The organism is Terriglobia bacterium, assembly GCA_020072815.1.
In the GTDB taxonomy this organism is placed as follows: Bacteria; Acidobacteriota; Terriglobia; order Terriglobales; family Acidobacteriaceae; genus Angelobacter.
This window is the reverse complement of sequence record JAIQGE010000008.1, coordinates 119,498-131,696: the sequence shown is the minus strand read 5'-3', so window position 1 is coordinate 131,696 and position 12,199 is coordinate 119,498. Positions and strand designations below refer to the sequence as shown.

General features: G+C 59.0%; 12 protein-coding genes. 5 read left to right on the top strand and 7 right to left on the bottom strand.

Translation table 11 applies throughout. The annotated features are described in order from the left end of the window. The first annotated feature begins 137 nt into the window (after positions 1-137). The 5 genes from LAO20_12210 (at position 138) to LAO20_12190 (ending at position 7,462) form a co-directional block, all read left to right on the top strand. Positions 138-2,363 (top strand): alpha/beta fold hydrolase, encoded by a 2,226-nt coding sequence (locus tag LAO20_12210; GenBank protein MBZ5532187.1) that lies wholly within the window; start codon positions 138-140, stop codon positions 2,361-2,363. A gap of 104 nt (positions 2,364-2,467) precedes the next feature. After that, positions 2,468-3,208 (top strand): MBL fold metallo-hydrolase, encoded by a 741-nt coding sequence (locus LAO20_12205; GenBank protein MBZ5532186.1) that lies wholly within the window; start codon positions 2,468-2,470, stop codon positions 3,206-3,208. Positions 3,209-3,220: 12 nt separating this feature from the next. Next, entirely contained in the window at positions 3,221-4,039 is an 819-nt protein-coding gene (locus LAO20_12200) for a M28 family peptidase (GenBank protein ID MBZ5532185.1), read from the top strand. Next, positions 4,036-5,346 (top strand): NCS2 family permease, encoded by a 1,311-nt coding sequence (locus LAO20_12195; protein ID MBZ5532184.1) that lies wholly within the window; start codon positions 4,036-4,038, stop codon positions 5,344-5,346. The genes LAO20_12200 and LAO20_12195 overlap by 4 nt, the downstream gene beginning before the upstream one ends. Before the next feature lie 97 nt (positions 5,347-5,443). Next, positions 5,444-7,462 carry an amidohydrolase family protein gene (locus LAO20_12190; GenBank protein ID MBZ5532183.1) on the top strand — a complete coding sequence of 673 codons (2,019 nt, stop codon included), beginning with the start codon at positions 5,444-5,446 and terminating at the stop codon, positions 7,460-7,462. 61 nt (positions 7,463-7,523) lie between these two features. On the opposite strand, the gene LAO20_12185 is transcribed toward LAO20_12190, so the two are convergent. The 7 genes from LAO20_12185 to LAO20_12155 all read right to left on the bottom strand — a co-directional run bounded on the left by LAO20_12185 (position 7,524) and on the right by LAO20_12155 (position 12,050). Then, positions 7,524-8,543 (bottom strand): energy transducer TonB, encoded by a 1,020-nt coding sequence (locus LAO20_12185; protein MBZ5532182.1) that lies wholly within the window; start codon positions 8,541-8,543, stop codon positions 7,524-7,526. Positions 8,544-8,634: 91 nt separating this feature from the next. Beyond that, positions 8,635-9,588, bottom strand: a complete 954-nt coding sequence (locus LAO20_12180; protein MBZ5532181.1) for an energy transducer TonB — start codon at positions 9,586-9,588, stop codon at positions 8,635-8,637. Between the two features lie 68 nt (positions 9,589-9,656). Then, positions 9,657-10,190 (bottom strand): adenine phosphoribosyltransferase, encoded by a 534-nt coding sequence (locus LAO20_12175; GenBank protein ID MBZ5532180.1) that lies wholly within the window; start codon positions 10,188-10,190, stop codon positions 9,657-9,659. Between the two features lie 2 nt (positions 10,191-10,192). Then, positions 10,193-10,471 carry an acylphosphatase gene (locus LAO20_12170; protein MBZ5532179.1) on the bottom strand — a complete coding sequence of 93 codons (279 nt, stop codon included), beginning with the start codon at positions 10,469-10,471 and terminating at the stop codon, positions 10,193-10,195. Between the two features lie 6 nt (positions 10,472-10,477). Beyond that, on the bottom strand, positions 10,478-11,038 hold the full coding sequence (gene efp, locus LAO20_12165) for an elongation factor P (GenBank protein MBZ5532178.1): 561 nt from the start codon (positions 11,036-11,038) through the stop codon (positions 10,478-10,480). Positions 11,039-11,369: 331 nt separating this feature from the next. Next, the gene (locus tag LAO20_12160) at positions 11,370-11,606 is read right to left on the bottom strand and encodes a VOC family protein (protein ID MBZ5532177.1); all 237 of its coding nucleotides are present in this window, start codon (positions 11,604-11,606) and stop codon (positions 11,370-11,372) included. Between the two features lie 30 nt (positions 11,607-11,636). Further along, the gene (locus LAO20_12155; protein ID MBZ5532176.1) at positions 11,637-12,050 is read right to left on the bottom strand and encodes a hypothetical protein; all 414 of its coding nucleotides are present in this window, start codon (positions 12,048-12,050) and stop codon (positions 11,637-11,639) included. Positions 12,051-12,199: the final 149 nt, after the last annotated feature.

The window sequence follows — 12,199 nt, the reverse complement described above, 5'->3', positions numbered from 1 at the left end:
AGTAATTTGGTAATCGGGTAATTGAATAGTCAAAAAGCCCAGTCAACAATCTCCAATTCCTCAATTACCAAATTACTAAATTACGCAATCCTGCTTGTTGTACACTTTTCGGTTCATCCCACACCCGGAGATTCCCTGTGAAGAGGCTTGTCTTTTCCGCGTTCCTGTTGACCTTCGCCCTGACGGCGGGGCGCGCGCAAGAGCTGACCATTGAATCCATTTATTCCTCCAACGGCTTTACCGGCCGCAGTCCGGACACCGTCCGCTGGAGCCCGGACAGCAGGCGCGTCTCCTACATGGTCCACCAGCAGGGCGGTGAAGGCGGTGTGGACAAGGCCGACCTCTTCGCGATTGACGCGGCCACGGGCAAAGCCGCAGTGTTGGTGCCGGCGGAGAAAATTGCGTCGCTCACTCCTGCTGCCAGCACCACGAAAGACGATCGCGCGCGTGACAACCGCGCCCGCTATGGCGTCGCTGGATATCACTGGGCGCCGGATTCGCAGCACATCCTCTTCGATTCCAACGGCCAACTCTGGTATTACAACCTGGCTGCGGGTACGGCCACGGCGCTGAGCGCGCAGGGTGATTCCGTGGGCGATCCCAAGTTCTCGTCAGACGGCAAGCAGCTGGCCTACATCCGCAAGCACAATCTGGTCGTCCGGCCGGTGGATGGAGCGGCAGAAAAGGTTCTCACCAACGATTCCGACGAAAACGTCCTCAACGGCGAAGTGGACTGGGTATACAAGGAAGAGCTTGAAGTCCGTAGCAATTACTTCTGGTCGCCTGACTCCAGTAAGATCGTTTTTCTGCAGATGAATGAAACCAAGGTGCCAACGTATCCGATTACCGATTTCATCCCGCAACACCCTTCGGTCTATCAGGAAAAATATCCGAAAGTCGGCGATCCCAATCCTGAAGTCCAATTGGGCGTGGTGAGCGCCGCGGGTGGTGATGTAAAGTGGATCCATCTCACCGACAACCAAGACAGCTACATTCCGCGTTTTGGCTGGGTGCGTGACGGCGTGATCTGGGCCATGCTGCTCAATCGCGCGCAGGACCAGCTTGAGCTGTACTTCATTGACGCGGCCAGCGGCAAGTCGCGCCTGGTGCTGAGCGAGAAAGACGACGCCTGGATTGAAATTGACGCAAACTTCAAGATGCTGGGCCCTAGCGGACGCTTCATCTGGTCGAGCTGGCGTGATGGCCACACGCATCTTTATCTTTACTCCTTCGACAAGGCCAATCCCCTGGGGGCGGACGCCAAACTGGTCAACCAGATCACCAAGGGCGACTTTGAAGTCTTTGGCATTGACGGCATGGAGGAAAGCACTGGCACGCTCTACCTGAACACCAACGCGGGTGACGATCGCGAGCGCCACCTGTGCAGCGTCAAGATGGATGGCTCCGGGTTTGCGATTATCACCAAAGCGCAGCCCGGGACGCACGGCGTCAACGTGTCGCCGGACGCGAAGAATTACGTGGATTCGTTCTCGGCAGTCATGACCCCGCCGCAGCTTTCTTATTGCAAGATGGGCGGCGCCTGCGACTCCATCTGGAAATCCAAGAGCATTGACGGGCTCCATTTGACGTCGCCGCAGTTTGTGGACTTCAAGGCCGACGACGGCACCGTGCTGCGCGGGATGATCTATCTGCCCGCCAATAGCGCGGGCAAGAAAATTCCGCTGCTCAACAATCCTTACGGCGGTCCGCACGGCCAAAGCGTGCGCAATGCCTGGGGCGGGCCCGGTATGTTTTTCAATGAAATCCTCATGCGCGACGGCATTGCCGTGCTGGTGGTGGACAATCGCGGCATGGGCTCGCGCGGACGCAAGTTCGCCACCGTGCTGCGGCACAACTTCGGCGAAATTGAATTGAAAGACCAGCTCGCGGCCATTGACCAGGCGCTGGCCAAGTTTCCGCAGCTTGACGGCTCCCGCCTGGGCTGGTGGGGATGGAGTTACGGCGGCTACATGACGCTCAATGCCATGACCCACTCTGACCGCTTCAAAGCCGGCGTCTCCGTGGCCCCGGTGACCGACTGGACCGACTACGATTCCATCTACACGGAGCGTTACGGCGGCCTGGTTCCGGCGAACGCTGACGCCTACAAGAAAAGTTCGCCCATCAACCACGCCGCCAAACTCCATGGCCATCTGCTGGAGGTGCACGGCACCAGTGACGACAACGTACACATGCAGAACACCATGCAGATGATCAACGCGTTCATCAACGCCGGAAAACAGTTTGATCTGCAACTCTACCCGCGCAAGACCCACGGCATTGGCGGGCGCGAGGCGCGCGTGCACCTGTTCACCCGGATTCGTGATCATTTCCGCCGTGAGCTGCTGGGGGCAACGCAGTAGTGAAGCCCGCGACTTTCAAGCTGGGTGAGTTTGAGCTGACCGCGCTGTCTGACGGAACGTACGTTGGCGATGGCGGCGCTTTCTTCGGCGTGGTCCCCAAGACCATGTGGCAGCGCAAGGTAAAGCCTGACGACCTCAACCGCATCAAGGTGAACTGCAATTCCGTCCTAGTGCGCACCGGCAAGCAGACGGTTCTTATTGAAACCGGCATCGGCAGCAAACTATCGGACAAGTTGAAAGGCATCTTCCTGCCGGAGCTGAAGCTGATGGAGAGCTTGCAGGCTTCAGGCGCCAGGCCGGAAGAAATTGACGTGGTCATCAACTCGCATCTGCACTTTGATCATTGCGGATGGAACACGGTGTACAAAGACGGCGTGGCCGTCGCCAACTTTCCTAACGCCAAATACTACGCGCCCAAAGGCGAGTGGGAGCACGGATCGCTGCAATTGGAGCGCGACCGCATTAGCTACATCAGTGACAATTACGATCCCCTGATTCGCAGCGGCCAGATGACGCTGCTCAGCGCGGAGAAAGAGCAGGAGATTGTCCCCGGGATTTCCGTGGAGATCTGGCCCGGACACACGCGCAACATGTGGGCGGTCTTCCTGCGCAGCGGCGGCAAGACGGCTTGTTACATCTCGGACTTGATTCCCACCACCTGGCACCTGGAGCCCACGTGGGTGATGGCCTATGACCTTTATCCGCTTGAGGCCATTGAAAATCGCAAGAAATACTACGCGCGGGCCATCCCCGAACAGTGGCTCACCATGTTCACACATGACCCGGAAGTTCCCTGGGCCCATCTGACGCGGCAGGACGGCAAGATTGCCGTCGAACCCGTGTAAGATAGCCAGACCATGCGCGGGGTGGTCCTCTCAATATTCATTTTCGCTGCGGGTGCGCGGTGCCTGGCGCAGAAGATTGCTTTTACTCCAGCACCCAAGGCGGAAGTGCTGCGGCAGGCGGACGGAGCGCCCTCCGGCAACCAGCAGCGCACCGCCCGGCTTAAAGCCATGTTTGCTGCTTCCGGATGCAGAAACGACTGGCTCAGCGAGCAGAAATTAGCGGACGCGGACGCCCCCAACATCATCTGCCGGCTGCCGGGCGAGACCGGCCGGACCATTATTGTGGGCGCTCACTATGAAAGCGCGTCATCAGTCCAACGGCCCGCGGACAACTGGAGAGCTGCCACGTTGCTTCCCAGCCTGTTTGAATCTTTGCGCGCCAGGCCGCGCCATCACACCATCGTGTTTGTGGCGTTTGCCGATCATGGAAACGAACCGGCCGGAGCCGAGTTTTTTGCCGCGCACCTGGACCGCGCTGAACTGGACCGCGTGGACGCCATGGTCAACCTGGACGCGCTCGGCTTTTCGCCCACCAAGGTCTGGACGTCGCATTCTGACAAAGACCTGGTCCACGCGCTGGTGGTCACCATGTACGCGCTCAAGCTGGCGGGCAGCCAGATTGATATCGAAGCTGCAGGCGCCACCGACTCCCAGCCGTTCGCTGCGCGCAACGTGCCGCAGATTACCATCCATTCCATGACCCACGCCCATCTGGAAGGCGAAATCGCCAGGCAGTTCCGACCCGACAATTTTTATGACACCTATCGCCTGATCTGCGGCTATGTCGCTTTTCTGGATGGAACTTTGAAACCGAGGGCCCACCGAGAATGAACGCCGTGAAGTCGTTCTTCCAACTGGAGAAGTACGGCACCAGCATTCCGTGTGAAGTGATAGCTGGGCTGACCACGTTTACCACGATGTCTTACATCGTGGTGGTCAACCCCAAGATTCTGGGCAATGCGGGAATCCCCGTGGACGCGAGCTTTGTGGCGACCATCGCCGCCGCAGTGTTCGGATGCACGTTCATGGCTCTGTACGCTAACCGTCCGTTCGCGATTGCCCCGTACATGGGCGAGAACGCGTTCATCGCCTTCACCGTGTGCCTGCAACTGGGCTTCAAGTGGCAGACCGCGCTGGGCGCAATCCTGATCGCAGGTGTGCTCTTTGTTGTGCTCACTCTGCTGGGCCTGCGCCAGTGGATCGTGGATGCGGTGCCCTTATCTCTGCGCTACAGCTTTGCCGTGGGGATTGGACTGTTCCTGACTTTCATCGGGCTGAACCAGACGGGCATTGTGGCGTTGGGCGTTGCCGGAGCTCCCGTGCGGTCCGGGCATCTTACTTCGGCGCCGGTGCTGGTGGCCATCTTCGGGTTTCTGCTGGTGGCCGCGCTGGTGGTGAGAAAGGTTCCGGGCGCGATCCTACTGGGGATTGTGGTCACGGCCATTGTTGCCTTCGTTGCAAAAACTGCGCCCACGCCCGTGCATCTGCTCAGCCTTCCGCCCAGCTTGAAGCCGATCTTGTTCCAGGTGGACCTGCGCGGCGCGCTGACTTGGGCGGCGTTTCCCGTGGTGCTTACAGTCTTTATCATGGCCTTTGTGGACACCATGGGAACGTTGATTGGGCTTTCCGCACGCGCCGGGTTTCTCGATAAGGAAGGCCGGCTGCCGCAGATCGAGCGTCCCATGCTGGTGGATGCCGTGACCACCACCCTGGCCCCGCTCATTGGGACCACCACCTCCGGCGCGTATGTGGAGTCAGCCACGGGGATTGAGGCCGGCGGACGCACCGGCCTGACTTCGCTGGTCACGGCGCTGTGCTTTGCCTTGACGTTGTTCTTTGCGCCGTTTGTCAGCGCGATCCCGGCGCAGGCCTACGGGCCGGCCATGATCATCGTCGGCCTGTTCATGCTGGAGCCCATCACCCGCATTGATTTCAAAGATTATTCGGAGTCCATCCCGGCGTTTGCCGTGGTCACGCTGATGTGCTTCACCTTCAACATTGGCGTGGGCATCACCGCGGGGTTTGTGCTCTATCCGCTGCTCAAGCTGGTGAAAGGCGAGGTCCGCCAGATCAAACCGGGGATGTGGATACTGACCGCCTTGTCACTGATGTTCTTCATCATGTACCCCTACGGATGACCCGCGTGTTTGGGCGATGACCTTCGCCGGAAGCGGCGGTCTAAAATACTTGAAATTGAGCGCCTTGGAAATGAAGGCCCAGGAGTTGATGTCCCTCATGAAAAAGCTTGCCATTCTGTTCTTGCTGATGCCTTTCTGCCATACCCACGCGCAATGTGGTGCAATGCATGCTGATGATGCCGCGAAGACCTATCGCTACGTGCTGATACTGCAGGGCACCAACGCCGGGTTCCAGACCACCACCGTCAACGCCGACGGCAGCCTGCAGGTCCACTTTGAGTTCAACGATCGCGGCCGCGGCCCCAGCATCAACTCGCATATCGTCCTGGACAAGAGCGGCGTGTTGGCGGCCATGGACAATACCGGCAACGACTACATGAAGGCCCAGGTGGAAGAGCATTTTTCTGTGGCCCAGGGCAAAGCCGCGTGGAAGAACCGCTCAGAGCAGGGTGAGAAGCAGGCCGCCGGCGGGGCCTACTATGTTTCGCTCTCCGGCACGCCGGAGGACGGCGCGCAGATGGTGCGTGCCCTGCTGCGCGCTCCGGGACAGTCGCTGCCACTGCTGCCTTCGGGCCAGGCAACACTGCAGAAGCGCAGCGAGATGAAGCTGGAAGCCGGCGGCAAGCCGCACACCTTCACGCTGTACGAAATCAGCGGCCTGGATTTTACGCCCTATCCCTTCTGGCTGATTGATGACGGCAAGCTCTACGCCAGCATCGCCTCCTGGTCGTCACTTGTTCCGGAAGGTTTTGAGTCTGTGGTGGAGCCGCTGCTCAAAGCCCAGGACAAGCTGCAGGAAGACCGCTCCGGAGAGCTGGCCCGCACTCTGTCGCACAAACCTGAGGGAGCGCTGGTCTTCACGCACGCCAGGCTCTTTGACTCGGAAACCGCGCAGTCACGCCTCAACAGCACGGTGGTGATTACCGGCAACAGGATCGCCGCCGCGGGCGCTGACGGCAAAGTGGCCATCCCGAAAAATGCTGAAGTGATTGACGCCGCCGGCAAGACCCTGATGCCGGGGCTGTGGGACATGCACGTGCACATCCAGCCCAATGACGGGCTGCTGCACATGGCCGCCGGAGTCACCTCCGTCCGCGATCTGGCCAATGACACTGATGCGCCGCTCAAGCTGCGCGAACGCTTCAGCCAGGGCACGGAGATTGGTCCGCGCGTGGTGATGGCCGGTTTTATTGACGGCCGCGGCCCGTACCAGGGCCCCACCAAAGTTTTTGCCGACAACGAAGAAGAAGCCAAAAAGGCCGTGGACAACTACGCGCGCCTGGGCTACGTGCAGATCAAGGTCTATAGCTCGCTCAAGCCGGAGTTGGTGCCGAAGATCGCCCAGATGGCGCACGACCATGGGATGCAGCTCAGCGGCCATGTTCCTTCGGGCATGATTGCGGAGCAGTTCGTCCGCGCCGGCGCTGACGAAATGCAGCACATGAATTTTGTCTTCCTCAACTTTATGCCGCAGGTGAAAGATACGCGCACGCCCGCGCGCTTTACGGAGGTGGCGGCGCACGGCGCGGAGATTGATCCGGCGTCCGCGCAGGTCAAGGCTTTCATTCGCCTGCTGCAGGAACACAAGACGGTGGTGGATCCCACGCTGATGGTTTTCGAAAACATGCTCACGAGCCGGCCGGGTGTTATATCCGCAAGTTATGCCACGGTGGCGGACCGCATGCCGGCGCAGATTCGCCGCGGATTCCTGTACGGCGGCCTAGCTGCTCCTGAGGGCCAGGACCAGCGCTACAAAGATTCCTTCCAGCAGATGCTGAAGATGGCCAAGGCGTTTTACGATGCCGGAATTCCCATTGTCGCCGGCACGGATTCGCTCGCCGGGTTTTCGTTGCATCGCGAACTGGTGCTGTACGAAGCGGCGGGCATTCCCGCTCCCAAAGTCCTGCAACTGGCCACGCTGGGCGCGGCGCGGGTCATGAAGCTCGACAAAGAGCTGGGCAGCATCGCGCCCGGCAAACTGGCCGACGTGATTCTGGTGGACGGCGATCCGGCAGCCCACGTCAGCGATATTTACAAAGTGAAAACCGTGGTGAAAGACGGCGTAGTGTACCAGGTGGCCGATCTGGACCGGGCTCTGGGAGTGAAGCCGCTCTAGGCCGAGGGCCGTCTCAGATTTCAATGCGCCGAAAGAACTCTGTCCGCCGATGGGCGGGTCTTTATCGCGAACGTCGGCCGCTGGCCTGGCCTTCGAACTCGAAGAACGGAATCTGAATCTCGCGTTCCGTAGCCACCGGAGTTGGACCGCACATGGCGGGCGAGTAGCGCCATTGCTTCAGGGCCTCGCGCACGGCCTGCTGCACGTCCGCATCGGAAGAGAGCACTTGTACCTTCTGGACTTTTCCTTCCTTGTCAACAATGCCGTACACATTCACCTGACCGGCGGCAAAATTTCTGCGGATCACGCTCTGACCAAAATCCGGGTGCGGCGATTGCAGCGGCTTGGCGGGTTGCAGGTTTTCGCAGGTCTCAAATTCCAGGGAGTGCTCGGGCACGGCAAAGGCGTTGTCGGGATATCGCACATGACGGACTTCAATTTCCTGCACGATCACGACCGGTTTTTCAGACTTCTCCAGCTCCACCAGTACGGTGATCTTGTGCGGGAACAAATTTTGGCTGCCGCTCACCGCAGAGTAGTCAGAGAACTCCCAGGCAAAGTGCTGGTCAAGCTTTTGCAGCAGGACTTTTCGGGCCGGATCAAAACATAACCGGTGCTTGTCCAGGGCTTTCACTTCAAAACAATTGGCCGCGATGTTCTGGACCTTCTTGTGGGAGACGTCGCTGAGCTTGGCGTCGCCGTCTTCGGCCATGCGGTCCCAGGCGCGGTCGGTTTCCGCCAGGTGTCCCAGGCCGGGAATGGGCATGGGAGTGGAGCGCGCGACGTAAAGCTTGCCGCCGAGGGTGATCTTGAGTTCGCGATAGTCTTCCACCTGCAGGTCGGTGCGCGAGCGGCCCTGGTCGCGATAAATGACGATCTGGCCTTTCTTCTGATTTGGCGCGCCAGGATTGATCACCACCACGGCATGAAGTTCATAGGGCAGCAGCGGGGCGAGTCCGGAGACATCATGGGCGGACTGGAGCAACTGGCGGGCGTCGGCGTCCTGGGCGGCGCTCATGGACGCGAAGAAAAGGCACACGATGACGCTCACCATCGCGAACAAGAAGATTTTGGTTTTCATAGGCAGTGGCCCCTGATTTCCCTATACGCAGGAGCAGCGCACGAGTGTAAATCTTTAGAGCGACGCAAGCCAGCAGATTTTGCACAGGCGGTCACATCATGTGAAATTCGATCCGGAGCTCGGTTTCCGTTGCTACCGGACCGTCAGGGCACATGGCAGGGACGTATTTCCATTCCCGCAATGCTTCGAGACTTGCCTTTGCCAGGATGGGATGCCCACGCAGCACCTCAGTTGGCGTTAGTTTGCCGTCAGTCCCGATGATGGCCAGAATGCTGACAACACCCTGGATGTGAGCTTGGCGGGCCAACGGAGGATAATGTGGCTCCACTGTGCTGGTCACCCGGGGTGGCTGCATATCACGGCATGTGCGGTACTCAAGGCCGCCGGGCAAGGGCTTGAAATGATCGGGCTCAAACTGCATGGCCGTCAAAGTAATGTCGTGTGCTTCAACTACCGGCTTCCCGGCATGAGTGAGAGAGCGAACTGTTGCAGGATATTTCTTGCCGGCGAACGGCTGGTAGTCGGAAAACAGGACCGTAGGGCTGTCTGCCAAGGTTTTAGTTTCATGGCTGATGAGCAACTTGCTGGCTGGATCAAAGCAAGAGCGCATGCTCGATTGCTTGTCCAGCTTCAGATCAAAGCAAATTGCGGGCGAGTCGTGCACCGTTTGTTGCTTGGCTGCTCCGGCAACGGCCGCAGCCGGCAGCGTGATGATCCAAAGGCGGTCAAGCTTGCGTATCCGCTCCACGAAGCGCAAAGGCACCACCGGCTTGCGCACCAGAGAAAGCCTGCCGCCCGTGATGACCGTGGTTTCCTGGTAATCGGTAAAGCTCATTTCCTCGCGAACGTTGTCGCCGTCGCGGTCAAGGGTAAGGTGGCCGGTTCCTACTTTTCTTCCCGACTCAAAGACCACTACCGTGGCTTGCAGGCGATAGGGCCCAGTCTCGGCGAGATCGGTGGCGCTGTTCGACGCCTGGACCAATTGCTGAGGGCTGGGCAATTCTTGCGTAGCCCCGAAGGCGGCCACGGAAAAGAGCGTTGCCAAGAGAAACCAATGTCGGTGAGCGAGAAGGGTTCGTCTGTTCATATCAGTGTTGAGGGGCCAACACCCAGTTACTTGTCATAATGCAGCAACGAGAAAATTTCCGTGCCTTCGAACTTTCTGCGGCCGTTGAGGAAGTCCAGCTCCACCACAAAGCCCATGCCGGCGATCTCCGCGCCCAGGGAGCGGGCCAGTTGCGCGCAGGCGTTGGCGGTGCCGCCGGTAGCCAGCAAGTCGTCCACGATAATGACTTTCTGTCCGGGCCGGATGGCGTCTTTGTGGATTTCCAGCGTGTCCTGGCCGTATTCCAGGGCGTAACTCCACTTCACGGTTTCCGCCGGCAGCTTGCCCGGTTTGCGGATGGGCACAAAGCCGGCGTTCAGGCGATAAGCCAGCGCCGGGCCAAAAATAAATCCACGGGCCTCGATGGCCAGGACGGTATCGATCTTGGCGTTGAGGTAGTGCTCTGAGAGCGCGTCAATGAGCGTGGCAAAGCCGACCCGGTCTTTGAGCAGGGTGGTGATGTCGTAAAAAAGGATTCCCTTTTTGGGGAAGTCCGGCACCTCGCGAATAAGTTTCTTGAGATGCTCACAGTTGTGGGCCATGGTTACCACGCTCCTTCAATGCGGAAAGTTGTGAGCCCGGCCACGGGTTCGGCCGGGAGCTGCTGGACTTCGTCCACGCGCGCAGCCCGCGGTCCGCGCTGCAATTTGCTAAGCAATGCCGCGTGCTGCTCCGCGCTGCCCATCGCCAGCACTTCCACCGTGCCGTCAATATTGTTGCGGACCCACCCGGCCAGGCCGAGCTGGCGGGCTTCATGGTCCACGAACCAGCGGAACCCTACGCCCTGTACGCGGCCGCGAACAATGTAGCTGCGGGCAATCATCACAGGCTATGCGCGCGACAGATACGCGCCTTCAGCGGTGTCCACTTTGATCTTTTCGCCTTCATTGATGAACGGCGGCACATAGACGATCAGTCCGGTTTCCGTCTTGGCGGGCTTGGTCACGCTGGACGCGGTGGCCGCCTTGAGTCCAGGCTCGGTCTCCACCACGGTGAGGACCACGGTCTGCGGAAGCTCAATCCCCACGGCTTTGCCGTCATAGAACTCCACGCGGATCTGCAGGTTGGGCGTGAGGTAATCCACGGCGTCGCCCAGAACGTCGCGATTCAAATGGGTCTGCTCGTAGTTTTCGGTGTTCATGAAGCAGTAGGTGTCGTTGTCCTGGTAGAGGTACTCCATGGGGATTTCATCCACCGTGACCTTTTCAATGGGGTCGCCGGAGCGGAAGCGGTGCTCAAACATGGCGCCGGTGCGGATGTTGCGCAGCTTGGCCTGGATGAACGCGCGCAAGTTGCCCGGCGTACGATGCTCCACGGTGAAGACCGAATGCAGGTCATTGTTGTGCTTGATGATCATCCCCGGGCGCATCTGGGTTGCTGGAATCGCCATGAGTCAGTCTTCTCCTGAAAGTTATCTTTGTGAAGGGTGAAGCGTTGCGGGCAAAGCCTGCGCCGCAAGCGCGCCCGCTGCCCAGAAAACGTTCACATTGGCCCGTTGAGCAAAGGTAATCCGCTGCTGCGAGCCCTCTTTGACGCGAACCTTAGATTTTACCCTAATCTTGCGAATCCAGTGAAAACGGGGGGTGGTAGCGGGCCGGCACGTTATCTGGTTCTCTCACCCACAAACACCAGACACTGGTTGGGATCGTCAATGTGGAACTCCGTCATCCCGTAGTCCCGGTCAAACAAGTCCCTGATGCGGTAGCGATCATGGAATGTCTTCACATGCTCCCAGAGAGAATGGATGCCACGCACTCAATGTATATCTCCGCGTGTCCCCGGACACACTGCATGACTTCTTCTGACGCGGCTTGCATGAAATGGATGGTCTGGCCATCACGTTCCACGATCGAATACTTCGGCGACTGCAGGGTGATGGTGAATCCAAGCACCATCTGGTAAAAGGCGATTGTTTCCTCCATGTTGGCCACGGCCAGCATGGGGCTGATTCGCTTCACTGAACATGACGTGCTCATCTGCGACGGCGGCTACTCGCTCTGCGCCTTCTCGTGCGGGCGGATGCCTTTGGCGATCAGCGCAAGCCCGCCGACCAGCAGGATCAGCATCACCATCACATTGAACAGGCTGGTCTGCTGAAAGTAGATATGCATGTTGGCGATCACGCCGGCCAGGATAAACAGCGCTCCGCCCACGGTGAGAATCCAGCCAATGGTGCTCTTGCCGTTGAAAAACAGAATGGCCACGCCCAGCAGCATGGGGATCAGGGTGACGCCGAAAGAGTTCGTGCCCCAGAAGTTCCAGTAGGATCCCACGATGCTCACCTGGTTGGACAGCAGGTAGCCGCCGACGCATGCCATGACGAAGCCGATGATAAATTCGCCGGTCCCCCCGGACGTTCCGCCGGCGCCATTCCCTGGGCCATTCAACGAAAGGTTTGCCATGGGCAGGAGGATAGCAGATGTGGGGCTTCGACTGAAGATGGAGTTTTGGACCTTGGAAAAAAGTCAGTCTAAGAATGCGCTTGACAGAAGCTCAGCGGCAAAACAGCTAGGAAGAAAGGTGAGTTTCATGTAAAAAGCTAAGAGCGCAA

What these genes read in the sequence shown, in the direction of transcription:
- LAO20_12185 (MBZ5532182.1), bottom strand. Translation starts at nt 8,543, where the DNA reads ATGAAAACCAAAATCTTCTTGTTCGCGATGGTGAGCGTCATCGTGTGC.
- LAO20_12195 (MBZ5532184.1), top strand. Translation starts at nt 4,036, where the DNA reads ATGAACGCCGTGAAGTCGTTCTTCCAACTGGAGAAGTACGGCACCAGC.
- LAO20_12205 (MBZ5532186.1), top strand. Translation starts at nt 2,468, where the DNA reads ATGTGGCAGCGCAAGGTAAAGCCTGACGACCTCAACCGCATCAAGGTG.
- LAO20_12200 (MBZ5532185.1), top strand. Translation starts at nt 3,221, where the DNA reads ATGCGCGGGGTGGTCCTCTCAATATTCATTTTCGCTGCGGGTGCGCGG.
- LAO20_12175 (MBZ5532180.1), bottom strand. Translation starts at nt 10,190, where the DNA reads ATGGCCCACAACTGTGAGCATCTCAAGAAACTTATTCGCGAGGTGCCG.
- LAO20_12155 (MBZ5532176.1), bottom strand. Translation starts at nt 12,050, where the DNA reads ATGGCAAACCTTTCGTTGAATGGCCCAGGGAATGGCGCCGGCGGAACG.
- LAO20_12170 (MBZ5532179.1), bottom strand. Translation starts at nt 10,471, where the DNA reads ATGATTGCCCGCAGCTACATTGTTCGCGGCCGCGTACAGGGCGTAGGG.
- LAO20_12190 (MBZ5532183.1), top strand. Translation starts at nt 5,444, where the DNA reads ATGAAAAAGCTTGCCATTCTGTTCTTGCTGATGCCTTTCTGCCATACC.
- efp (MBZ5532178.1), bottom strand. Translation starts at nt 11,038, where the DNA reads ATGGCGATTCCAGCAACCCAGATGCGCCCGGGGATGATCATCAAGCAC.